23 protein-coding genes and 3 pseudogenes are annotated in these 22,410 nt (G+C 73.2%); 14 read left to right on the forward strand and 12 right to left on the reverse strand.

Annotation, left to right across the window (positions count from 1 at the left end):
* The 5 genes from SGA01_RS09230 to SGA01_RS09250 form a co-directional block, all read right to left on the reverse strand.
* A complete protein-coding gene (locus SGA01_RS09230; protein ID WP_141295110.1) occupies positions 1 to 1,608 on the reverse strand; it encodes an alpha/beta hydrolase in 1,608 nt (535 codons plus the stop codon).
* A gap of 87 nt (positions 1,609 to 1,695) precedes the next feature.
* Positions 1,696 to 2,448, reverse strand: coding sequence for a TIGR04222 domain-containing membrane protein (locus SGA01_RS09235; RefSeq protein WP_141295113.1), 753 nt, complete (start codon positions 2,446 to 2,448; stop codon positions 1,696 to 1,698).
* Between the two features lie 48 nt (positions 2,449 to 2,496).
* The gene (locus SGA01_RS09240; RefSeq protein ID WP_229917998.1) at positions 2,497 to 3,519 is read right to left on the reverse strand and encodes a TIGR04222 domain-containing membrane protein; all 1,023 of its coding nucleotides are present in this window, start codon (positions 3,517 to 3,519) and stop codon (positions 2,497 to 2,499) included.
* A 2-nt stretch (positions 3,520 to 3,521) separates the two neighbouring features.
* Positions 3,522 to 4,958, reverse strand: coding sequence for an MbnB/TglH/ChrH family RiPP precursor modification enzyme (locus tag SGA01_RS09245; RefSeq protein ID WP_141295118.1), 1,437 nt, complete (start codon positions 4,956 to 4,958; stop codon positions 3,522 to 3,524).
* Positions 4,959 to 5,068: 110 nt separating this feature from the next.
* A complete protein-coding gene (locus tag SGA01_RS09250) occupies positions 5,069 to 5,866 on the reverse strand; it encodes an MBL fold metallo-hydrolase (RefSeq protein WP_141295120.1) in 798 nt (265 codons plus the stop codon).
* 85 nt (positions 5,867 to 5,951) lie between these two features.
* Between SGA01_RS09250 and SGA01_RS09255 the strand changes: the two genes are divergently transcribed.
* Positions 5,952 to 6,551, forward strand: coding sequence for a CGNR zinc finger domain-containing protein (locus tag SGA01_RS09255; RefSeq protein WP_141295122.1), 600 nt, complete (start codon positions 5,952 to 5,954; stop codon positions 6,549 to 6,551).
* 49 nt (positions 6,552 to 6,600) lie between these two features.
* Here the strand turns inward: SGA01_RS09255 and SGA01_RS09260 are convergent, their stop codons facing one another.
* A complete protein-coding gene (locus tag SGA01_RS09260; protein WP_141295125.1) occupies positions 6,601 to 7,185 on the reverse strand; it encodes a hypothetical protein in 585 nt (194 codons plus the stop codon).
* Between the two features lie 12 nt (positions 7,186 to 7,197).
* Positions 7,198 to 7,911 carry an aminoacyl-tRNA hydrolase gene (locus SGA01_RS09265; protein WP_141295127.1) on the reverse strand — a complete coding sequence of 238 codons (714 nt, stop codon included), beginning with the start codon at positions 7,909 to 7,911 and terminating at the stop codon, positions 7,198 to 7,200.
* A 145-nt stretch (positions 7,912 to 8,056) separates the two neighbouring features.
* Between SGA01_RS09265 and SGA01_RS09270 the strand changes: the two genes are divergently transcribed.
* The 3 genes and pseudogenes from SGA01_RS09270 to SGA01_RS09280 all read left to right on the forward strand — a co-directional run bounded on the left by SGA01_RS09270 (position 8,057) and on the right by SGA01_RS09280 (position 9,777).
* Positions 8,057 to 8,905, forward strand: coding sequence for an ATP-binding cassette domain-containing protein (locus SGA01_RS09270; protein WP_141295130.1), 849 nt, complete (start codon positions 8,057 to 8,059; stop codon positions 8,903 to 8,905).
* A pseudogene (locus SGA01_RS09275) lies at positions 8,902 to 9,556 on the forward strand (ABC transporter). The gene SGA01_RS09270 and the pseudogene SGA01_RS09275 overlap by 4 nt, the downstream one beginning before the upstream one ends.
* 29 nt (positions 9,557 to 9,585) lie before the next feature.
* On the forward strand, positions 9,586 to 9,777 hold the full coding sequence (locus tag SGA01_RS09280) for a hypothetical protein (RefSeq protein WP_055640848.1): 192 nt from the start codon (positions 9,586 to 9,588) through the stop codon (positions 9,775 to 9,777).
* 13 nt (positions 9,778 to 9,790) lie between these two features.
* On the opposite strand, the gene SGA01_RS09285 is transcribed toward SGA01_RS09280, so the two are convergent.
* From SGA01_RS09285 to zapE, 5 genes are all read right to left on the reverse strand, one after another.
* Complete coding sequence (locus SGA01_RS09285) at positions 9,791 to 10,663, reverse strand: polysaccharide deacetylase family protein (protein WP_141295133.1); 873 nt, start codon at positions 10,661 to 10,663, stop codon at positions 9,791 to 9,793.
* A 151-nt stretch (positions 10,664 to 10,814) separates the two neighbouring features.
* Positions 10,815 to 11,645 carry a PPK2 family polyphosphate kinase gene (locus SGA01_RS09290; protein ID WP_229918005.1) on the reverse strand — a complete coding sequence of 277 codons (831 nt, stop codon included), beginning with the start codon at positions 11,643 to 11,645 and terminating at the stop codon, positions 10,815 to 10,817.
* A 175-nt stretch (positions 11,646 to 11,820) separates the two neighbouring features.
* Positions 11,821 to 13,200, reverse strand: coding sequence for an alkaline phosphatase PhoX (locus SGA01_RS09295; RefSeq protein WP_141295138.1), 1,380 nt, complete (start codon positions 13,198 to 13,200; stop codon positions 11,821 to 11,823).
* Positions 13,201 to 13,336: 136 nt separating this feature from the next.
* Positions 13,337 to 13,762 carry an OsmC family protein gene (locus SGA01_RS09300; RefSeq protein ID WP_055640845.1) on the reverse strand — a complete coding sequence of 142 codons (426 nt, stop codon included), beginning with the start codon at positions 13,760 to 13,762 and terminating at the stop codon, positions 13,337 to 13,339.
* A 33-nt stretch (positions 13,763 to 13,795) separates the two neighbouring features.
* The gene (gene zapE, locus SGA01_RS09305) at positions 13,796 to 14,881 is read right to left on the reverse strand and encodes a cell division protein ZapE (protein ID WP_055640844.1); all 1,086 of its coding nucleotides are present in this window, start codon (positions 14,879 to 14,881) and stop codon (positions 13,796 to 13,798) included.
* Between the two features lie 36 nt (positions 14,882 to 14,917).
* Between zapE and SGA01_RS09310 the strand changes: the two genes are divergently transcribed.
* From SGA01_RS09310 to SGA01_RS09350, 10 genes and pseudogenes are all read left to right on the forward strand, one after another.
* Positions 14,918 to 15,706 (forward strand): pyrimidine reductase family protein, encoded by a 789-nt coding sequence (locus SGA01_RS09310; protein WP_141295141.1) that lies wholly within the window; start codon positions 14,918 to 14,920, stop codon positions 15,704 to 15,706.
* Between the two features lie 105 nt (positions 15,707 to 15,811).
* Positions 15,812 to 16,294, forward strand: coding sequence for an indole-3-glycerol phosphate synthase (locus SGA01_RS09315; RefSeq protein ID WP_141295144.1), 483 nt, complete (start codon positions 15,812 to 15,814; stop codon positions 16,292 to 16,294).
* 160 nt (positions 16,295 to 16,454) lie between these two features.
* Positions 16,455 to 17,846 carry a UDP-N-acetylmuramate--L-alanine ligase gene (gene murC / locus SGA01_RS09320; RefSeq protein WP_141295148.1) on the forward strand — a complete coding sequence of 464 codons (1,392 nt, stop codon included), beginning with the start codon at positions 16,455 to 16,457 and terminating at the stop codon, positions 17,844 to 17,846.
* 10 nt (positions 17,847 to 17,856) lie between these two features.
* Positions 17,857 to 18,267 carry a peptide-methionine (R)-S-oxide reductase MsrB gene (msrB, locus tag SGA01_RS09325; RefSeq protein ID WP_141295150.1) on the forward strand — a complete coding sequence of 137 codons (411 nt, stop codon included), beginning with the start codon at positions 17,857 to 17,859 and terminating at the stop codon, positions 18,265 to 18,267.
* Positions 18,268 to 18,347: 80 nt separating this feature from the next.
* Positions 18,348 to 19,382: pseudogene (locus SGA01_RS42570) on the forward strand (WXG100-like domain-containing protein); the annotation flags it as partial.
* Positions 19,383 to 19,712: 330 nt separating this feature from the next.
* A pseudogene (locus tag SGA01_RS42575) lies at positions 19,713 to 20,120 on the forward strand (YwqJ-related putative deaminase); the annotation flags it as partial.
* Between the two features lie 19 nt (positions 20,121 to 20,139).
* A complete protein-coding gene (locus SGA01_RS09335) occupies positions 20,140 to 20,604 on the forward strand; it encodes an SUKH-3 domain-containing protein (protein WP_229918007.1) in 465 nt (154 codons plus the stop codon).
* Positions 20,597 to 21,115, forward strand: coding sequence for an SUKH-3 domain-containing protein (locus tag SGA01_RS09340; protein WP_141295158.1), 519 nt, complete (start codon positions 20,597 to 20,599; stop codon positions 21,113 to 21,115). The genes SGA01_RS09335 and SGA01_RS09340 overlap by 8 nt, the downstream gene beginning before the upstream one ends.
* On the forward strand, positions 21,108 to 21,503 hold the full coding sequence (locus SGA01_RS09345) for a YwqJ-related putative deaminase (RefSeq protein WP_141295161.1): 396 nt from the start codon (positions 21,108 to 21,110) through the stop codon (positions 21,501 to 21,503). The genes SGA01_RS09340 and SGA01_RS09345 overlap by 8 nt, the downstream gene beginning before the upstream one ends.
* Complete coding sequence (locus tag SGA01_RS09350; RefSeq protein WP_141295163.1) at positions 21,500 to 22,405, forward strand: SUKH-3 domain-containing protein; 906 nt, start codon at positions 21,500 to 21,502, stop codon at positions 22,403 to 22,405. The genes SGA01_RS09345 and SGA01_RS09350 overlap by 4 nt, the downstream gene beginning before the upstream one ends.
* The last annotated feature ends 5 nt before the right edge of the window (positions 22,406 to 22,410 follow it).

Raw genomic sequence — 22,410 nt, forward strand, 5'->3', positions numbered from 1 at the left:
TCAGACGGCGGGCGTCTTCATTGCCCTCCGCTCCAGCGACACCGGGTCCGGCTCCGGGTGCGGCGCGCACGACGCGCGCCGCACCGGCGTCATTTCCGGGCCCGTGACGTCCCCGGGTACCGCCCCCGTGAGCAGATAGCGCTCCAGATAGCCGTTCACGCAGGCGTTCGGTCCGCCCGCGACACCGTGCGTGCCCGCGTCCCGCTCGGTCACCAGGGCCGCGCCCGACAGCCGGCGCTGGAACTCCAGAGCTCCCGCGTACGGGGCCGCCGCGTCCCGCTCCGCCGCCAGGATCAGCACCGGCGGCAGCACCCCGGGCGCCGTCCGGACGTCCAGCGGCCGCTGCCGGGGGGCCTTCCAGTACGCGCAGGGCAGGTTCATCCACGCGTTGTCCCAGGTCTCGAACGGGGCGCGCTCCGCGAGCAGGGTGTTGTCCCGGTCCCAGACGGCGAACTCCTCCGGCCAGGGCGCGTCGTTGCACTCCACCGCCGTGTACACCGCACGCCCGTTGCCCGCGTCCGGCCCCGCCGTCTCCGGGGGCGCCGCCTGCGCGATCAGCGGCTCCGGATCGCCCTTCAGAAATGCGGCGAGGGCGCCCGCCCGCAGGGGCCAGAACCGGTCGTCGTAGCCGGTCCCCAGCATCGCCCCGTGCAGCTGGCCCGGACCGACCCGCCCGCCCGCAGGCCGCGCCGCCAGCTCGGCGCGCACCCGCTCGTAGCTCGCGGACACCGCCCGCGCGGTGCGCCCGAGCCCGTACACCGCGTCGTGCTTCGCCACCCATGTACGGAAGTCCGCCCAGCGCCGCTCGAACGCCTCGGACTGGGCGAGGTTGTTCCGGTACCAGATCCGGCGGGGCGCCGGGTCCACCGGCGCGTCGAGGACCATCCGCCGCACCCGGTGCGGGAAGAGCGTCGCGTACAGGCCGCCGATGTACGTGCCGTACGAGGCGCCCAGGTACGTGAGCCGCGGTTCGCCGAGCGCCGCCCGGACGACCTCCAGGTCCCGGGCGTTGTTGAGCGAGTGGTAATGGCGCAGGGCCGGGCCCGTCCGGCGCGCGCAGCCCTCCGCATACGCCTTCGCCCGCGCGATCCGCTCCCGCTTGTACGTCTCGGACGGCCGGCTCGGCGCCGGGGTCGGTCCCGTGACCCGGTCCGCCGGGTCCTGGCAGGAGACCGGCGCCGAGCGGCCCACCCCGCGCGGGGCGTAGCCCACGAGGTCGTACGCGGCGGAGATCCGCCGCCACTCCGGAAGCTCGGCGGCCAGGGGGAAGTACGTCGAGGAGGCGCCCGGGCCCCCGGGGTTGAACACGAGCGTGCCCTGCCGGCCGGCGGCGGGCCCCGAGGCCCGGACGCGGCTGACGGTCAGCGGGATGCGGGGCCCGTCGGGGTCCGCGTAGTCGAGCGGGACGCGGACCGTGCCGCACACGACGGACGGCGGCAGCTTCTCGGCCGCCGGGCAGGCGCCGAACGCGATCCCCTCGACGGCGGCCCGGCGGGCGGCGAGCAGGGTGCCGCGGGCCTCGGACGGCGGAGCGTCGTGCGCGGGGGCCAGGGGCAGGGAGGTGAACAGGAGGGCGCTGAGGGCTCCGTACAGCGCGGGAGAGGGCATCGGTGCTTCCCTTCGTGACCGCGTGCGCGTGGGGCGCGCGCGGGGACGAAGAGATCGTTGGCGCGGCGGAGGAGCGAAGTAAAGGATCTACGGGAGGCGCGCGGGAGCGTGTCCCCGGAGTGCCGCGCGGAGCTCCGGCTCCAGGACGGCGGGGCCGCGCGTCGCCAGCGCCGTGAGCGGATCGGCGGGGGAGAGGCCGGAGAGCAGCCTCTGCCCGGCCGGGGACGCCCAGCGGGTGTACGGGTACACCTCGATCCGGCCGATCAGCAGACAGAGCCCCGAGGCGAGCAGCGGCAGCGAGAACGCGGCGACGACCAGGGGCCGTTCGGCGCCGGGCACGAGGAGTGCCGCCGCCGTCCCGAGCGCCAGACAGAGCAGGAAGGCGGCCCGCACCGCCCGTACCCCGGCCGCGATCTCCCGGCGGCCCGCGTCGGGGACGGCGAGCCCCCGGTCGACGAGCCGCCGGCCGAGCGACCGCACCGAATCGGCGGCGGCCACCGCGGGACGGACCGCCGGGATCGGGGACTGGCCGCCGGGCCCGATCGCGCCGAGCACGGCGCTCTCCCACTCGTCCCGGGAGCCGGTGGAGGAGTCCACGACCGTCGCCCAGCCGGTGTGGGCGAGGAGCAGCCGCCGCTCCCGGTGCATCGCGACGAGGGTGAGGTCGGTGACGCGGAGCGGACCGCCGGCGAGATAGGCGGCTTCGAGGAGGGTGAGCCCGGAGTCCTCCGGGGCGGACGGGGCCGTCGGCCGGGCCGCCGCGAGGGAGGCCCGGCACAGCCGTGCGCAGCCGATGCCGGCCATGACGCACGCCACGAGGAGAAGCGGAACCCAGACCATGTCCGAGTTCTATGACAGGACGGGCGGGCCCGCCACTCGAACGGGTGATCAGCCGCTGGAACTGGAGCTGGAGCACGAACTCCCGCTGGAACTGGAGCTGGAGCACGAGCTGCCGCTGGAGCTCGAACAGGAACTGCCGCCTCCGCCTCCGCAGCTCGACCCGCCGCCCGAGCACGAACCGGAGGAGCAGGAACCGGAGCCTCCGTCGGAAGGGGAGGAGCCGCCGCCGCAGAAGCTGTTCTCCGCGCACCACTCGAGGGCCACACCGGCGGCGGCGTAGTCCGTGGTGTGGTGACGCGAGGCCGCGGGGCGCCGCCCGCGCCCCCGCGGAGGCGCGTACACCCGGGCGGCGGCGAGGAGTTGCTCCCGCAGCACCGGGTCGGGCAGCCCCCGCAGCCCGTACAGGGCCACGAGGTGACCGGCGTCCGCGAGGTGACCATGGGCCCGCCCGTACGAGGCGACGGCACCCTGCCCGGCCGGGGTGATCCGCCGCCCGGTGATCGCCCCGCACACGATGGCGGTGACCCCGGTGGCGAAGAGCGCGGGCAGCACCTTCACGACGAACGGCACCGACATCTCCGGTGCGGTGGAGAGATCGACCATCGTGAGGGCGACCGAGACGGGGAAGAGGAAGAAGGCGGTGAGACCGAGCCCGAGGCACCAGGCCTGGGTGGTGCGCCGCCTCGACGGCGCGACGATGAGTCCGCGTGCCGCGAGCCCGTCACCGATCTCCTGCACCGCGGGGTGCCGCATCACGGCGAGCCGCAGGTGGTGCAGGGCCCCGTGCGGGGCCGCCGCGTGCTCCTGGAGTACGGCCCGCTCCACCGGGTCGTGCGCGACGGGCCGGACGACCGCGACGATGCCGGGGCCGCCGATCGCGATCCTGCCGTCGTACTGGAGGGCGGCGAGGGCGGTGTCGACGACCCGGGCCGGGCCGCCGTTCAGGAAGGCGACCTCGTACCGGTCGTGGACCGGTCCGCCGGGGCCGCCGCGCGACCGGACGACACGGGTGATCAGCAGCGCGATGCCGGCTGCGGCGGCCACGTAGTAGACGACGACCAAGGTGTTCACGGTCACCTCCTGGCGAGGGCGTGGCGGGCGGCCCGGGCGAACCGGAGGGCGCGGCCGGGCGGACGGCTGCCGGAGCGGTCCTGCCACCACTCCGTGAGGCGACGTCGGGCCGCCGGGTCCTCGGGGCGGTCGGCGAGCAGCAGGTGCTCGGCGAAGTCGAGGGCGTCACGGCGGTAGCCGCCGGTCATGGGGCGGGTCCTGGCGTAGGCGAGGAACGCGGGCCGGAAGCCCTTGCCGAGGATCTCCGGCAGCTCGGGGGCGACCTTCGCGACGACTCCGGCCCGCTTGGCGGCGAGGGCCCGGCTCTGCACCCCGAGGCGCCGGCTGTCGAACCCCTCGGGCGCGGGCGTCCCGGCGACGAGCGCCGACAGCAGCGCGGCCTGCGCGAGCCCGACCCGCTGCCGGGCGTCGTCCCGCGGCGCGGGCTCCGGGATGACCGGGGCGCTCGGCATCGGGCCGCCCGAGACGCGGGCACCGGCGCCGATGAGCAGCGGCGCTCGTCGGGGTGCGGGTGCCGATGAGAGGGCGCCGCGCTGGTGGGCTGTGCCCACCCTCCCCCAGAGCTCCGCCTGGGAGGTACCCCCAGCCCTTGCGGAACGTGTGCCCACAGCGGTGGCAGCCCCCCTCACCATCTCGCGGATCACCGTCAGCTCCGCAGCCAGCTCCTCCGCCGGAGGGAAGTCGTCGTCCCGCTCCAGCAGCACCCCCGGTGGCGAGACCCGCGACGCGAGGTCCGCCAGGACGTCGAGAACGGCCCCCGGCACCGGGTGCGCGTGCGTGTCGTGCCAGACCCCGTCCCGCTCGACACCGCCCGCCACGTGCACGTACGCGATGGCCTCCACCGGCAGCTCGGCCAGGGCCTTCGCCGGGTCCTCGCCGCGGTTGACGTGGTTGGTGTGCAGGTTGGCGACGTCGATGAGGAGCCGTACCCCCGTACGCTCCACCAGCTCCGCCAGGAACTGTCCCTCCGTCAGCTCCTCACCGGGCCAGGCGATCAGGGCCGCGATGTTCTCCAGGGCGAGCGGTACGGGCAGCGCGTCCTGGGCGATGCGCACGTTCTCGCAGAGCACGTCGAGCGCGTCCCGGGTCCGGGGCACGGGCAGCAGGTGGCCCGCTTCGAGCAGCGGCGAGGCGGTGAGCGGCCCCCCGGCCCGTACGAACGCGATGTGCTCCGTGACCAGCGGCGCTCCCAGCGCCACCGCCTTCTCCCCGAGCGCCGCGAGCCGCGCCGGATCCGGCCGGTCCGCGCCGCCGAGCCCCAGCGACACCCCATGCGGGACGACCGTCACGCCGCGCTCGCGCAGCCGGGTCAGCGAGTCGGGCAGGTGGTCGGCGCAGATGTTCTCCGCGACCACCTCGACCCAGTCGACGCCGGGCAGCGCCTCCACCGCCTCCGCGATCTCGGGACGCCAGCCGATGCCGATGCCGAGTTCCGTCATGTCCCCCTCCTTCGGTCCTCAGTCATCCACGTGATGACCCGTGGAGGGACGTTCGAACCCGGAGAGGGGGACGTTCAGAGCTACATTTGAGGTTCCGGCCTCAGGCGGGCTCAGACGGGGACCGCGTCAGGGTCCAGCCGGTCGGCCAGCCCGGCCTTCGTGAACGCGGCGACCACGTCGTCACGGCTCTCGGTGAAGTGCGCCCAGCTGTCGCAGTGGACGGGAACCACGCGCCGGGCGCCGAGGATCTCTGCCGCCTCCGCGGCCTGTGCGCTGTCGAGGACGATCAGCCGGCCGCCGAAGAGCTGGGGGAAGCGCGGCGCTCCGGCGAAGAGGACGGCGGTGTCGACCGGGCCGAACCGTTCGGCGATCTCCCGGACCAGATCGAGCGAAGCGTTGTCGCCGCTGATGTAGAGGGTGGGCAGGTCCTGCCCGGTCAGGACGAAGCCGACGACCTGGCCCGTGAGGGCCTCGACCTCCTCGCGGGTGCCGGGGCCGTGGAGGGCGGGCACGCCGGTGACGGTGACGGTGCCGCCGTCGGGGCGGTCCAGGTCGACCGACTCCCAGTCGGCCAGCCCCCTGGCCCCCGCCCCCAGGCGCTGTCCGCCGCCGGGCGTCGTCAGGGTCAGCGGGACGTCCGCGAGCAGGGCCCGGCCGGACGCGTCGAGGTTGTCGGGGTGCTCGTCGTGGGAGAGCAGGACCACGTCGATACGGCCGAGGCCGTCGGGGGCGGCGGAGGCGGAGGCCGTCTTGGTCAGCCGGCCGCCGGGCACGTCGTAGTCGCGGGGCGCGTCGAAGGTGGGATCGGTCAGGAAGCGCAGGCCGCCGTACTCGAAGAGGGCCGTCGGGCCTCCGAGGACGCGGACGGGGATCTCGTCGTGCTGTACGGGCGTGCGGATGTCAGCCATCAGAACCTCACGAATGGGTAGTGGTCTATCCGTGAGAACCATAGTCCATGACTCACGGATGAGCGCAAGCCGTACCATGACAACCATGAGTGAGACCTCGACCGCCGAATCCGCGCCGCCGCCCGCACCGGGGGCGGACGAGTACGTGGCCCTCGCCTTCGTCAACAGCGCCGTCGCGCTGCCCGGGGGGCACTTCATGGATCTCCTCGGGACCCCCGAGGCCACGAACCGGTGGCTCACCGAGCACGGCCTCGCGCCGGCCGACGCCGGGGTGCAGGAGATGTGCGCGGCGCAGCTGCGCTCCCTGCGCGAACACCTCAGGTCGTTGTGCGCCGCCCGGGTCGCGGGGCTGCCCGCCCTGCCCACGGCGCTCTCCGCCGTCAACGACGCGCTGAGCAAGGCCCCCACGGCCGCCCTGCTGTACTGGGACGAGAAGAACGGCCCGTACCGTGCGGCGCCCTGCCCCACCGACCAGATCCTCGGCCGGGCCCTCGCGACCCTCGCGGCCAACGCCGCCGACCTGCTCGCCGGCCCCGATGCGGAGCGTCTCACCAGCTGCGGCTCCACCCCCTGCAACCGCTACCTGCTGCGCCACGGCCGCCGGCACTGGTGCTCCACCCGCTGCGGCGACCGCGCCCGCGCAGCCCGCGCCTACGCCCGCCGCACCCGGCCGCAGACCGACTGACGGTGACGGTGACGGGTGACGAGGGCGGGGACCTGCCGGATCGCCCCCGCTACGCGCCCGGGACGGTGTGGTACATCGTGGACAGCGTCCACGCGAACAAGGTGCCCGGGCGCTCCCGCAGCACGGCGAGGGTGACGTCGGAGGGGTCGGACACGCAGGTGCCGAGGACCGCCCTGCGCGCGGGGCGCGGCTCCTGGAGCCTCGCCCTCGCGTCGTCGCCGGGCACGTCCCACGACAGCAACTCCCCGGAGCGCACGTCCCCGAGCACGTCCTCCGCGGGACGGTCCACGACGAAGTACAGGTGCAGCCGCAGCACGCAGTACAGGGCGGGCTGCTTCGGCGCGTGCGGATCGAGGTGGTTCCTGCCCCCGCCCCGGGCACTCGTGTCGACCAGCGTGGTGCGCACGGCCGGACCCCACGGCGAAGTGCGGCCGATCTCCTCGGCGCGCGCCCACAGTTCGCGCTCGGCGCGCTCACGCTTGAGCCGGACCTCGTCCGACGTGGCGATCCTCCTGAGCTTCCGCCTGCCGGGCCGGCCGGCGCGGGCACCGATCCCCGCCAGGAGGAAGAGGAACAGCAGGGACACGGCCCGGTCCGCTCGCCGGCCGATCCGCCGGACCGCACGCGGTGTCATGCGCCGAATCCCCTAGGCCTGCCGCAGCCGCAGGTGAGGAGCGAAGCGGTGGCTTCCCTCGGACACCACCGTCTTCCCCGGCGCGATCTCCGTGAAGCCGGCGTCCCGCACGACGGGCAGCCCGCTGCCGCTCGCCGCGAGCGCGGCCCAGTGCTCGGGCGTCGCGGTGCGCACGGCGAGCGGGAAGCCCGCCTCCTGCCAGGCCTTCCGGTCCGCGTCCGGCATCGCCCACCACAGCAGCTGCGCGCCGTGCCCCGCCTGCGCCATCGTCTTGCCCGCCGACATGTCGACCCCGGGATTGATCCAGAGCACCACGGCCCCGTCCGGTACGGGACCGGGCTCGGCCGGGTCGTCGAGGTCGGTGCCCGACACCTGGAGCTTGGCCAGCTCCTTGGGCCAGCCGTCGAGCGGCACCGGCGGGAAGACCCGCACTTCCGCCTCCGCGCCGGTCACGGCGATCCCCGGGAGCGTCCCGGCCCGCCGCCACTCGGCACCACGCGCCCGGCGCACGACCTTGCGGATCCGGGCGTCCTCCCAGTCCGTCATGGCCTGCGCCCACTCGCCCTCACCGAGGGAACGGTCGTCGGTGAGGATCTCCAGGACGGCCCGCGCGGCGGTCTCCAGGGCGTCGGTGCGGGTCGGGGGCGCGTCGCGCTCGATCCGCACCACCAAGGGGAGGACGAACTGGGGCTTCTCATCGCGGACGTCGGTCTCTTCGCTGCTCACCCGGCAAGTCTGCCACCGCGGTCCGGAGCGAATCTTGTGGGAACGATCGCTTCCGGGTCAGGATGCCCCGCATGACGAGCGATCTTCCCGCCCGCGAACACCCCGCCGGGACGGCCGGCTTCCCCGGCACGACCCTCCGGAACAGGTGAGGCTGGAACGGGTCGGGCGCCGGTACGGTCCGCGCGGGCCGTGGGTCCTGCGCGGGGCCGACCTCGACCTGCCCGGCTCCGCGCTCGTCCGGGTCGTCGGCACCAACGGCACCGGCAAGTCGACGCTGCTCCGCCTGGTCGCCGGGATCGACGCCCCGAGCGAGGGCCGGATCACCGGCCGCCCGCCCCGCACGGCGTACGTCCCCGAGCGCTTCCCCGCCGCCCTGCCCTTCACGGCCACCGACTACCTGGTCCACCTGGGCCGCGTCCACGGCCTCGGCCGGGCGACGGCCAGGGCCCGGGCGGGGGAGTGGCTGGAGCGCTTCGGGGCCGGCGAGCACGCCCGTACGGAACTGGCGGAACTCTCCAAGGGCACCGGCCAGAAGGTCGCCGTCGCCCAGGCCCTCCTCGCCGACCCCGACCTCCTCGTCCTCGACGAGGCCTGGACCGGCCTCGACACCACGGCCCGCACCGAACTCGACCGCGCCGTCCGGGAACGCGTCGCGGCGGGCGCCACCGCCGTCTTCGTCGACCACGACCCGCGCCGCCTCGCGGGGGAGGCGGACGCGGTGTACGGCGTGGAGTCGGGGACGGTACGGGCCGTCGCGGCCACGGCGCGGGACGTACCGGAGGAGCCCCGGGTCCGGATCACCGCCTCCGGCGGCAAGCCGCTCCCGGAGGGCCTGCCGGGCACCCCCGCCATCGAGCCGCCGGACCCGGACGACCCCACCCGCCCTCTCGTCCTGACCGTGGACGCGGCGCACTCCGACGCCCTGCTCGGGGCGCTCCTCGCGGCCTCCTGGCACATCCACCACCTCGGCACGGAAGAGGGCGTACGGGTATGACGGCGCTCCTGCGCTACCAGTCGGGTCTGCTGCTCCGCTCGCAGCGCTGGCTCGCACCCCTCCTGCTCTACGCGGCCGTCCTCGCCGTCGGCGTCCGCGCGGGCGAACCCGTGCTCGGTGCCCTCGGCTTCTCGGCGGCGGCCCTCCCTGGTGCCGGTGACGGCCTGGTGCGTACGGATCTGCCTCACCCAGGAACCGCCCGCCGCCCGCGACGTGGTCGCCGCGGCCGCCGGCCGGGGCCGCGCGCACCTCGCGGCGCTCCTCACCGGGACCGCGCTGCCGGGGCTCCTCGGCACGGTCGCCGTCCTCGGTCTCACCGCGATCGGCGACCGGCGCGGGGTCGGCGCGCTCGCCGCCACGGGCGCCGGACTGCTCTCGACGGCGGCCTGCGTCCTGACGGGCGCCGCGGTCGGCGCGCTGGCCGCCCGCCCGTTCCTCAAGGCCGCCGGCTGGTCGGTCACGGCCCTCGTCACCGGCTCGCTCCTCGCCCTCGTCACCACGGGCTCCCCCGCGAAGCACGCCCTGACGGCCCTGGTCACCGGCTCCCGCACGACGACCGCGCACCTGCCCTGGCTCGCCTGCGCGGGTGCCGTGCTCCTCGCGGCGGCGACGGCCGCCCTCGCCTGCCGGGCCACGGCACGCCTGGAGTGAGCGGAACCGAGGGGCGTACGCTCGAAGACATGACCGATGCGACGTCGTACTGCGGCATCCCCGAGCCCGCCGGCCCGAAGCCCGAACCGGCGGCCGAGGGCCCCTTCGCCTCCTGCGTGCTGTGCCAGGAGCCGACCGAGTACCCGGAGTCGACCAAGGGGATCACGCTCTGCCCGGTCTGCGAGTGGCAGGAGGCCCAGCGCACGGCCTGCTCGGGCTGAAGGGCCCGGCCTTCTAGCCGTTCCCCATCAGCTCGGAGACCTTCACGAAGCGGTAGCCGCGCGCCCGCAGCTCGGGGACGATGCGGCGGATCGCCTGCTCGGTGACGGGGGCGGCGCTGCGCGTGCAGTGCATGACGACCAGCGAACCGGGCTTCACCCCGTCGAGGACCTGCTCGGCGACGGCGTCCGCGTCCTTGGCGAAGGCGTCGCCGCTGACCACGTCCCACTGGACCGCCGTCACCCCGGCGGGGCCGAGCGCGCGCAGGGCGGCGTCGTCGTAGCACCCGCCGGGGAAGCGGAAGTACGGGACGACGTTGACGGCCCCGGCGTCCCGGAAGGCGTCGAAGGCCCGCTGCACGTCGGCCGTCATATCGGGTCCCGCGACGGTCGGGAGGCCGTAGCAGGGGGACGCGAAGGCGTAGTGGCTGTACGAGTGGTTGGCGATCTCGAAGCGCGGGTCGCCGCCGATGGACCTGGCCTGGTCCGGGTACTCCTCCGCCCAGCGGCCCGTCATGAAGACGGTCGCGTCCACCTTGAGGCGGCGCAGGGTCGCGATCAGCTGCGGGTTGTCGAAGCGCTCGCCGCCCGCGGCCCGGGGCCCCTGATCGGCCGTCATGTCGGCGTCGAAGGTGAGCGCGACGACCTTCTCGGCGCTCTTACGGGACTTCGCGGCCCGGCGCGAGTACACCGGGGTGAGCCCGCCGGGCCCCGGCGCCATGGTGGGCACCGCCCCGCGCACGGGCGCCGGCTTGGCCCCGGCCGCCGCGTCGGCCCGCGGCGACGGGCTGTGGGACGCGGTCGGGGTCTTCGCCTTCGGCAGGGGAGTCTCGGCGGCGCCCCCGCCGCAGCCGACAAGAGCGGCGCCCAGAAGAACGAACGCCGCCATGTTTCGTACAGGAATGTTCACGATCGGAAGTTATCCGATCAAAGTGTTTCTCACGCTCGCGACTCGGCAGCAGCAGCACCCGAGTCCACGCACCGAGCTGACGCACCATCGCCCGGGCGTGCGCGGCGCTCCCGTCAGGAAGCGGCGCCGCTCACGTCGCCAGTAGCCGCCGCCGGCACTCCTCCACGTCGAAGTCCCCCGGCGGGTACGTCGGGTCCAGTGCCTCCAGGTGCTCGAGCAGCAGCGTGCTGATCGCCCAGTTCCGGTACCACTTGCGGTCCGCCGGGACCACGTACCAGGGGGCCTCGTCCGTCGTGCAGCGCTCCAGGGCGATCTCGTACGCCTCCCGGTACGCCGGCCACACCGACCTCTCCTCGATGTCGCCCGCGTTGAACTTCCAGTGCTTCTCGGGGTTGTCCAGGCGCTCCAGGAGGCGGTTGCGCTGCTCCTCGTACGAGAGGTGCAGGAAGACCTTGACGACCGTCACCCCGTCGTCGGCGAGGGACTTCTCGAAGCGGTTGATCTGGTCGTAGCGACGGCCGAGCTCTGAGCGCGGGGCCAGGGCGCGGACGCGCGCGATGAGGACGTCCTCGTAGTGCGAGCGGTCGAAGATGCCGATCTCGCCCGGCTGGGGGAGCGCCTTCGTGATGCGCCAGAGGAACGGGTGGTCCCGCTCCTCCGGGGTCGGGGCCTTGAAGGCGCGGATGCGGCAGCCGGACGGGTTGAAGAGGCCGATGACGTGCTTGACCGTGCCGCCCTTGCCGCTGGTGTCCATGCCCTGGAGGACGAGGAGCAGCCGCCGCCGGTCGCCCGCCGTGCTCGACGCGTACAGGCGTTCCTGGAGGTTCGCGAGGCGCGGCGCGAGGGCGGCGGTGGCGGCCAGGCCGGCCGCCTTGCCGGCGGGGCCGGCCGGGGTCGCCGAGGCGTCGTACGCGGTGAGGTCGAGCCGCTCGCCCTCGGGCACGCGCAGCACGTCACGCAAGGGTGCGTCCGGCCGGTTCCGCTTCCGCTGTTCCTTCTTCTTCCGGCCGTCCTGACTGCGGTCGTCCTTCTTCGTCGCCACCGCGTGACCCTTTCGCCGCGCCCCGTCCCGTCCTCGTCCCCTCCCGATCCTGCGACGGAACCGGCTCGCCCGCGACCCCGACCCTCCCGTCAGCTCAGCACCACGGGCCCGTCACCGCGAACGTCGTCCCCGGCGTGTAGCAGTTCACGTACATCGTGGAGCCGTCCGGGGAGAAGGTGACGCCCGCGAACTCGCCCCACTCCGGCGCCTCGGGCGTCCCGATGTCTTGAGCTCCCCGCGCGACCGCGTACACCTCGCCCTTCCTGCTCACCCCGTAGACGTGCTGCGCCCCCTCGCCGTCCTCGCTCACCAGCAGGCCGCCGCTCGGTGTCAGACAGATGTTGTCCGGCGACTCGCCCGGGAGCTGGATGTCGGTGCTCGGGCCGAAGACGACGACGAGCGTGAGGCGGCGCCGGTGCGGCTCGTACTTCCAGACCTGCCCGAAGTGGGTGGCGCCGGAGCCGTCCTTGAGGCGGGCGAAGGAGGAGACGAAGTACACGGCCCGCCCTCCCCAGTAACAGCCCTCCAGCTTCTGGGCGTGCGTGATGCCCTTCGGTCCGAAGTCCTGGAGCCGGATGGGGGTCTCGGCCGCCTGCGGATCCGGTACGGGGACCCACTCGACGCCCTCGAAGCGCGCGCCGGTCTCCTGGATCACGGAGAGGTCGGGGACGCCGGGCACCCGCATGGCCTCCAGGGCACCTCCCGCGCGCAGCGAACCGGTGCCGCCGAGCGGCTTGCGCGGGAGGAAGCGGTAGAAGAGGCCGAAGGGCTGCTGGAAGGCGTCCTCCGTCTCGTAGACGATGCCGCTCGACGGGTCGACGGCGATGGCCTCGTGCTGGAAGCGGCCCATCGCGGTGAGGGGGACGGCGCCGGTGCGGTGCGGGTCGGCGCCGTCGACCTCGAAGATGAAGCCGTGGTCCTTGGTGTAGCCGTTCGTCCCGGCCCTGTCCTCGGTCTCCTCGCAGGTCAGCCAGGTGTTCCAAGGGGTGGGCCCGCCGGCGCAGTTGACGGCGGTCCCGGCGATGGCGACGCGCTCGCCGAGGACGTTGTTCCGGCCGTCGAGTTCGAGGGCGGTGCACCCGCCCTTCGCGGCCGGGTCGTACGTCAGGCCGGGGACGGTCGGGACGCCGATCTTCCCGGTGACCCGGTTCTCGTGGTTGCGGACGAGGTGGACGCGTCCGCGACGGCCGGCGAAGGCGCCCATGCCGTTGTGGTTGCTGGGGACGGGCCCCTCGCCGGAGCGGAGTGGATCGCCCTGCCGGGAGAGGACCTTGTAGCGGAAGCCGGCCGGGAGGTCGAGGAGTCCGGCGGGGTCGGGGAGGAGGGGGCCGTAGCCACCCCGCGCCCCGAGCCTCCCGAGGTCCCCGGCGGCGGCCGCGCTGCCGGCGAAGAGTTCGGAGAGGGCGCCAGTGAAGGCGATCCCGGCGACGGACGCGCCGGTGCGGGAGAGGATCTGACGTCGTGTTGCGGACATGAGGCAACCCACTTTTCCTGTTGGCGGACAGGTGTGTGATGTGACGTGTGACCCGCATGTGTGTATCACGCACTGTGGTGACACGTGAACCATGCGGGCCACAACTGCCTCGTGTGGCGCGGGTTCTGACCGGGGGTCAGGCCAGTTCGGCGGTGAGCGTGATCGTCACACCGGTGAGGGCCTGGCTCACCGGGCAGTTCTGCTTGGCGGTCTCGGCCAGCTCCTGGAACTTGTCCGAGTCCAGGCCCGGGACTGTGCCGCGCACGGTGAGGTGGCTGGTCGTGATGCCCGTGCCGGGCACGAAGGTCACGTCGGCCTTGGTCTCCAGGCGCTCCGGCGCGTTGCCGGCCTTGGCCAGGATGTTGGAGAACGCCATGTTGAAGCACGAGGAGTGCGCGGCGGCGATCAGCTCCTCCGGGCTGGTCTTCCCGTTCGGCTGCTCGGTGCGGGCAGGCCAGGAGACGTCGAACTTGCCGAGACCGGAGGAGTCAAGCGTGACGACACCGGAGCCCTTGAGGAGGTCGCCCTCCCAGACGGCGTGAGCGCTGCGCGTTGCGGCCATGGTGGATCCCTTTCGATCGGGTATGGCCCCAACCTACTGCCCGACAAGCCCCTTCGCGTCGCGCGCGAGCGCGGTGAGCCGGGAGATCGCACGGAAGTACTTCTTGCGGTATCCGCCGTTCAGCATCTCGTCGCTGAAGAGCCGGTCGAAGGGCAGTCCGGAGGCGAGGACGGGTATCTCACGGTCGTAGAGGCGGTCGGCGAGGACGACGAGCCGGAGGGCCGTCGACTGGTCGGGGACCGGCTGGACGTCGGTGAGGCAGACCGCCGCGAGGTCGTCGGTGAGCGCGCCGTAGCGGCTCGGGTGCACCTTGGCCAGGTGGTCGAGCAGGTGCGGGAAGTCGTCGAGGGAGGCCCCCGGCGTCTTGTACGCGGTCTCCGTCACGACCTGGTCGGAGTACGGGGCGGGGGCCTCGGGCAGGCCGCGGTGACGGTAGTCCTCGCCGTCGATCCGCAGCGGCATGAAGTGCGCGGAGAGGCCCTGGATCTCGCGGAGGAAGTCGGCGGCGGCGAAGCGGCCCTCGCCGAGCTTGCCCGGGAGCGTGTTGGAGGTGGCGGCGAGCGCCACGCCCGCCTCGACGAGCTTGCCGAGGAGGCTGGAGACGAGGACGGTGTCGCCCGGGTCGTCCAGCTCGAACTCGTCGATGCAGAGGAGACGGTGCCCGCTGAGGGTCTTCACCGTCTGCTGGAAGCCGAGCGCGCCGACCAGGTTGGTCAGCTCGACGAAGGTGCCGAAAGCTTTCAGCGAGGGCTCGGCGGGGGTCGCGTGCCAGAGGGAGGCCAGCAGGTGGGTCTTGCCCACGCCGTACCCGCCGTCCAGGTAGACCCCGCGCGGCCCGCTCGGGGCGGCCGGCTTCTTGGCGAACCAGCGGCGCTTCCCGGCGCCGGAGGCGTGCGCCCCGCCGAGACCCTCGGCGAAGCCGCTCAGCGCCTTGACGGCGTCCGTCTGGCTGGGCTGGTTCGGGTCCGGCAGGTACGTGTCGAACCGTACGGAGTCGAAGCGCGGCGGCGGCACCATCTCCGCGACGAGACGGTCGGCGGGGACGTGGGGCTCTCGGGAGCAGAGCGAGAGCGGGGCCGCTTCGGTGGAAGCCGCTTCGGTGAGGGCGTGGGTCGACACAGTTCCCCACTGTAAGCGCCATGTCAGACTGCGAGGATGCGACGCCTGCTCCCTGTGACGGACATGACAGCCCACGAGACCGCCGCGGGGGAGGTCACGGCCGCCGGCCGGGAATGGTCCCTCGACGAGCTGGCCGACGCCTACGCGTACCCGGAGGGTGACGCTGTGTGGCTGCGGGCCAACATGGTCTCGTCCCTCGACGGGGCCGGCCAGCACGACGGCCGCTCCCAGCCGCTCTCCTCCGAGACGGACATGCGGATCTTCGGCACCCTGCGCGGCCTCGCCGACGTGATCGTCGTGGGCGCGGAAACGGTACGCCTCGAGGGGTACCGCCCCGCCCGGGCGCGGGAGGCCTTCGCGGCCCGCCGGGCCGCCGCCGGACAGGGCCCCGCCCCCGTGATCGCCGTGGTGACCGCCTCCCTGGATCTCGACTTCTCGCTGCCGCTCTTCACGGAGCCGCTCGTGCCGACCCTGATCCTGACGGGGGCCGCCGCGCCCGCCGAGCGCGTACGGGCCGCCCGGGAGGCGGGTGCCGAGGTGGTGGTCGCGGGCGACGGCGCCGGGGTGGACCCCGCCCGTGCGGTGGCCGCCCTCGCGGAGCGCGGTCTGAGGCGCCAGCTGACCGAGGGCGGGCCCCGGCTGCTCGGCCAGTTCGTGGCGGCGGGCGTCCTCGACGAGCTGTGTCTGGCGATCTCGCCGACGATGACCGCGGGCGACGCCCAGCGGATCGCCGGAGGCCCGTCGGTGGCCGTCCCGACACGCTTCGCCGTGGCTTCCGTGCTGGAGCAGGACGGCTTCCTCTTCACCCGCTACCGTCGGATCTGACAATCGGCGGAATTTGTCGTTCCGCTTTCCGTCCGCTGGGCACACTTATGTCGCAGACCCCGTGCGGGCACGGGGAAGGATGGTTTCCGCAGAAGGGCTCCTGAGGTGTTCACAAGCGTTCTGATGATCGAGAAGCCCCTGACGTCCGTCGACGTGGAGTTCGTCACCACGCTGCACGGCGACGAGGGCGTGTCCTTCATCGTCCTTATGCAGCCGCGTGGTGACCAGGCCGATGTGCTGTTGCGGGCCATCGACGACGTCGCCATGGGCGAACTGAAGGAAGCCGCCCACGAGGGCGAGGAGCCGGAGGGCAAGGCCGCCCGGGTCCCCGCCGAGCTGGCCCTGGAGCACTCGCTCCAGGCCCTGAGAGACGCCGGCTGCGAAGCGGTCGGCCAGGTCGTCGAGGACCACCCGCTCACCAAGATGAAGGCGGTGGTCGAGGAGTCGGAGGCGGACGAGGTGATCGTTCTCACCGCCCCGCACTACGTGGAGGAGTTCTTCCACCGGGACTGGGCCTCCCGGGCCCGGCACAAGGTCGGCGTCCCGGTGCTCAAGCTCTTCGCCCACAGCGCGCAGGAAGGCGCCTAGGGCCTGTCCCGGGCCGCGCCCCGTGCAGGGGGCGCGGCCCGGGGCGGCCCCGCCGTCACCGCACCGCCCGACGTGCCTGGCCCGGGCCCGGCAGGTCGGAGCCACTAGGCTGGTCCTTCCAGTACGAGACAGCCAGACGCACCCCCGGGGAGAGATCCGCATGGCACCCGCCATCCCTGCCGCCATGGAACGACCGCACTTCATCGGTATCGGCGGTGCCGGAATGTCGGGCATCGCGAAGATCCTCGCCCAGCGGGGCGCCAAGGTCGCCGGCAGCGACGCCAAGGAGTCCCCGACCGCCGAGGCGCTGCGCGCCCTCGGCGCCACCGTGCACATCGGCCACGCCGCCGAGCACCTCGCCGACGACGCCTCCGCCGTCGTCGTCTCCAGCGCCATCCGCGCCGACAACCCCGAGCTGGCCCGCGCCGCCGAGCTCGGCATCCCCGTCGTGCACCGCTCCGACGCGCTCGCCTCCCTCATGGACGACCTGCGCGCCATCGCGGTCGCCGGCACGCACGGCAAGACGACGACCACCTCGATGCTGGCCGTCGCCCTGACCGAGCTGGGCCTCGACCCCTCGTACGCCATCGGCGGCGACCTCGCGGGCCCCGGCACCAACGCCCGCCACGGCTCCGGAGACGTCTTCGTCGCCGAGGCCGACGAGAGCGACCGCAGCTTCCAGAAGTACGACCCCGAGGTCGCGATCGTCCTCAACGTCGAGCTGGACCACCACGCGAACTACGCCTCCATGGACGAGATCTACGAGTCCTTCGAGGCCTTCACCGCCAAGATCCGCCCGGGCGGCACCCTCGTCGTCGGCGAGCACGCCGGCGCCCGCGAGCTGGCCCGCCGGGTCGCGGACCGCGACGGCCTGAACATCGTCACCGTCGGCGAGTCCGAGGACTCCGACGCCCGGATCCTGAAGATCGCCCCGAACGGCATGAAGAGCGAGGTCGTCGTCCTCCTCGACGGGGTCGAGCACACCTTCACCGTCTCCGTCCCCGGCCGCCACTACGCCCACAACGCCGCCGCGGCCCTCGCCGCCGGCGCCCGCGTCGGCATCGACCCGGCCGAGCTCGCCCAGGCCCTCACCGCCTACACCGGCGTCGGCCGCCGCCTCCAGCTCAAGGGCGAGGCCGCCGGCGTCCAGGTCATCGACTCGTACGCGCACCACCCCACCGAGATGACCGCCGACCTGGAGGCCATGCGCGGCGCCGCCGGAGGCGCCCGCCTGCTCGTCGTCTTCCAGCCCCACCTCTTCTCCCGCACGCAGGAGCTCGGCAAGGAGATGGGCGACGCGCTGGCCCTCGCCGACGCCTCGGTCGTCCTCGACATCTACCCGGCCCGCGAGGACCCGATCCCGGGCATCACGAGCGAGCTGATCATCGCCGCCGCGCAGCGGGCCGGCGCCGACGTCACGGCCGTCCACGACAAGGCGACCGTCCCGGACGTCGTCGCGGGAATGGCCAAGCCCGGCGATCTCGTTCTGACGATGGGCGCGGGCGACGTCACGGACCTCGGGCCGCGGATCCTGGACCAGCTGGCGAACTGAGGAGCATCTGATGGCGGCGTACGAGGTCGAGAAGCCGGACGAGCAGTGGCGGGCGGAGCTCAGCCCGGCGGAGTACCAGGTGCTGCGCCAGGCGGGCACCGAGCCGGCCTTCCGCGGGGAGTACACGGACACGAAGACGAAGGGCGTGTACTCCTGCCGTGCCTGCGGCGCGGAGCTGTTCACGTCGAACGAGAAGTTCGAGTCGCACTGCGGCTGGCCCTCGTTCTTCGACCCCAAGGACTCCGGGGCGGTCGAGCTGATCGAGGACCGCTCGCACGGCATGCTCCGCACCGAGGTCCGCTGCTCGCGCTGCGGTTCGCACCTGGGGCATGTCTTCGAGGGTGAGGGCTACCCCACCCCGACGGACCAGCGGTACTGCATCAACTCGATCTCGCTCCGGCTGGAGCCGGAGGAGGGCTGACGCCCGGACGGCTCGTCACCAGCCCCCTGTGGTAGGACTATTGCGGATTGCAAACAGTCTTCAACGGGGGGCGGGGGAACGTGGCAGTCACGGTTCCGGACTGGGCGGACACACTTCTCGATCTGATCGGTGTGTCCTGGCCGAACGTCGACGAGGACGCGTACCGCGAGATGGCGGACGCGCTCAGGGAGTTCGCGGAGGACCTGGAGGACGACGGCCAGCTCGCGAACAACCACTTCGAGCGGCTGTTGTCGTCCGGTGAGGGCGAGGCGCTGGACGCGCTCAACGAGCACTGGGCGAAGATCAAGACCAAGCACCTGAAGGACATCTCGGGTGCGGCGCGGACGGTCGCGGGCGGTCTGGACACGGCGGCCGGCGCGATCGAGGGCATGAAGCTCGCCGCACTCGTCCAGCTGGGCTATCTGGCGGCCGAGGCGGGTATCGCGATCTCCCTGATCCCGGTGACGGGCGGTCTGTCGGCGCTGATCGGCGCGGCCTCGATGCGGGCCACGCAAGAGGTGATCAAGCGGCTGATCAAGGAGTGCGTGGAGGAGGCCGTCGGCTACGTCGTGGCGGCGATGACCGAGCCCGCGGTGGCCGCCCTCGAGGGCATGGCCGCCGATCTCGTCGTCCAGCTGGGCGCGGTGGCGATCGGTCTGCAGGACGGGGTCGACCTCGACCAGACGAAGGACGCCGGGCAGGAGGGCTTCAAGGACGGGGTCCAGTCCGGCAAGGAGGCCATGAACCTGGCCTCGGCCGGCGGCGGCTCGAAGGGCGGTGGGCTGAAGAACCTGCACATCGAGCACGCCGAGCACACCCACGCCTCCACCCAGCTCAACACCGTCTCCGCGGGCATCCACGGCAAGACCGCGGGCAAGCTCACGAAGGCGAAGACCGCGCACGGCCGGGCCCGGGGCCGCGACTCGATCGCGGACGCGATCGACCCGATCGCCGACAAGGCGCTCGAAGCCCTCACCAAGGCGGCGAAGAACATGGGCGACCACGTCGGCCAGACGCTGCCCAAGGCCGTCAAGCAGATCTCCGTCGACCACAAGAACACCGACGACAACCTCCGCGACCGCTTCGCCCGCCAGCGCAAGGGCGACCACGACAACGGCGGGAAGGGCGGCGGCGGAGGCGGTGGCGGTGGGAACGGCAATCCCCCCGGCGGAAGCCACTACGGCGGCTCCGGGAACAACCCCGGCGGCAACCGCATCACCCCGGCCCCGCCTTGGCACGGCAGCTCGGCGGGCGGCATGAAGCACCACCGGACGGACCCGCTCGACGTCAGCCACCTGACGCCCGAACAGCAGCGGGCGGCGCTCGTCCAGGAGGCCCGCGACCTCGCCGACAAGGCGCGGAAGGCCGATCCGAACAACCCGAACGACCCCAAGCACCAGATCGACCTGGCCAAGACCCACTTCCCGCCGGGCACGAACCTCCTCGACGGTTCGTGCTCCGGCAGTCTTCTGCACGACGGAACCGTGACGAGCCACTCCAGCTCCACCAAGGGCGCCGGCCAGAAGCTCCCCGACCTGCACCCCGCGATGCAGTCGATCTACGACGACGTCAAGGCGCAGATCGAGGGCGAAGGCAGGAATCCGGGCGCGGGACACGGTAAATGCGCGGAGGCCAATCTGGTCTCGGACCGGCTGCGGAGCCTCGACCCGGACGGCACCTCGATCAAGTCGGCCGACGACGTCCGCGAGGCCATGCGGGGATCGCAGGTCTACAGCGTGCAGATCGGCGAGCAGGTCAAACCGCACCCCCTCGGCCACGGCGAGTACAAACCGCCGTGCCGATCGTGCGAGATTGCAATGGACATGGCGGGTGTCTCCGCCTACACCGGATAAAGGAGTTCCCGTGGCGCGAATGGAAACCAGGGAGGACGTCGACGCCTGGTTCGGAGAACACGGATGGCTCCCCGGCCGCGACGTGACCGAGCAGGCGACGGCGATGATCGAGGAAGTCGCCGGGCAGTACCGGGAAGCAGGGTTCCCGGTGGAGCCCTTCGAGGCGGCGACCGCCTTCCTCGCCGAACACGGCGGGCTGCGCCTGGCGATCGACGAACCCCGCGAGGAGTACCTCTACTTCACCCCGTACCTGGGCTACCGGTCGGCTCCGGCCGACGTCGCCGAGCTGAGCCGTGACCTCGGCGTACGCCTCTTCCCGGTCGGCCTCGACAGCTCGGACTCGTCCCCGGTGCTCGTCGACGAGGGGGGCAGGTTCTTCTACCTGCACCACACCGGCGCCTACTACATGGGCGCCGACAAGTACGAGGCGATGATCGCCCTGGCCCACGCCCCCATGCAGGACGCGGAGGACTACTTTGTCTGACCCCGTCCTCGGCACAGCGGCGGGCGAGGCGCCCCGCGCGTCCCGTCCCCGCACCTCCGTGGATGTCGACGCCTGGTTCGGCGTGTACGGCTGGTCTCCCGGCCGGAACGCCGCCGAGCAGGCTTCGGCGTTCGTGGCGGAGGCCGTCGAGGAGAGCCGGAAGCGCGGATTCCCGGTGGTGCCCTTCCCCGCCGCGACCGACTTCCTCACCGAGCACGCCGGGCTCCGGGTGATGCACGACGTCCAGCGCGACGACTACATCGACTTCACGGCCGTTCCCGTCTGGGGCCATCTCTTCGAGGACATGGCGGAGCTGAGCAGCAGACTGGGTGTGCGACTGTTTCCGGTCGGTTGGGACTCCACGGACGGCGAGGTGTTCGTCATCGACGAGGGGGGCCGGTTCTTCTGCATGCACCACAGCGGCGACTACTACGTGGGCACCGACAAGCACGAGGCGATGATCGCCCTCTACCGGTCTCCCATGCGGGACGCGGAGGATTTCTATGTCTGACCTGATTCCCGGCACGGCAGCCTCGCTGCTCATCCACGGCACGATCACCAGCCACACCAGCCTCACCGGTGACGGCGAGCCGCACCTCCACCCCGCCGTCCAGGAGTTCTTCGACGGGCTCCCGCCGGCCCTGCGTGAGCCGTTCATCGGCTACTGCGCCGAGTCCGCGCTCGTCTCCGACGAACTCTTCGGATGGGACCGGAAGCGCGGCGACGGCCGTGCCGCCGGCCTCGACGAGGCCGTCCCGCACTTCGCGGGAGCCGCGATCGTCGCCCGTAAGATCCGCCCGCACGGGGACCCCGAGCACGGCACCGAGGCCGAGGTGTGCCGCTCCTGCTCGGCGCTCCTCGACCGGCTGGGGATCACGATCATCCACGACGAAGCATGACCGGCGTGCTGACACGGGCCGGGTGGCAGCCGGACCGCGACGCCGGGGACGCCGCCATGCTCGCGATCCTGACCTCCGTGGCGGTCGGCGCGAGGCTCTTCCCCGCCGCCGAGCGGGCCGTGCGCGAGTTCCACGGCCTCACCGTCCTCCCCGCCGACACCGGCGGCCGTGACGTCGCCGCCGTCGGCAGCGTCGTCGACCCCCGCGAAGCCCGCTTCGACGTCCCGTCCCTGCACCGGGTCGCGGACGCCCTCGGCGTACGCCTCTTCCCGCTCGGCCGTACGGACACGGACGCGCCGCTCGCGGTCGACGAGCACGGCAGGCTGCTGATGCTCGGAACCGGCGGGCCCTGGCTCCTCGGCGAGACCGTCCACGACGGCCTCACGGCGCTCGCGGAGGGGATCGCGCCGGTACGGCTCCGCGCACCCCGCTGGAGCTTCCCGCTGCCCGACGGGAACGCCGATCTCGGCGCCGCCGTACGGGCCGCGCTCGTCGCCGTCTACGTCCTGCACAGCGCGGGCGTGTACAGCGGCCGCGCGCTGCACCTGCGGGCCACCACCCTGCGGGGGATCGGCGTCGTGGCGGTCGACGAGGACTTCCCGCTGGGCCCGGGCTCCCTGGACAGCAGCGCCGAACCGCTGATCACGGGGATGACCGCGCGCCTCGAAGCCTCGGGCGCCCGCGCGGCCGCCTGCGAACTGACCCTGACGATCCCCGTCCCACCCGGCACGGAGGGGCCGCCCGCCACCGCGGAGTGCGCGGTGACGGTGGGCAACCCGGCCGAACCCCCCGCACTGACCCTCACGGCCGGCCTGTCCGCGTCCACGGGCCCCACGGCGACGGCCCTGGACACCTGTGCCAAGTCCCTCGCCGCCTGGTCGGGAAGCCCGCTCCGGCCCTGATCGGG

This window comes from Streptomyces gardneri (assembly GCF_006539185.1).
In the GTDB taxonomy this organism is placed as follows: domain Bacteria; phylum Actinomycetota; class Actinomycetes; order Streptomycetales; family Streptomycetaceae; genus Streptomyces; species Streptomyces gardneri.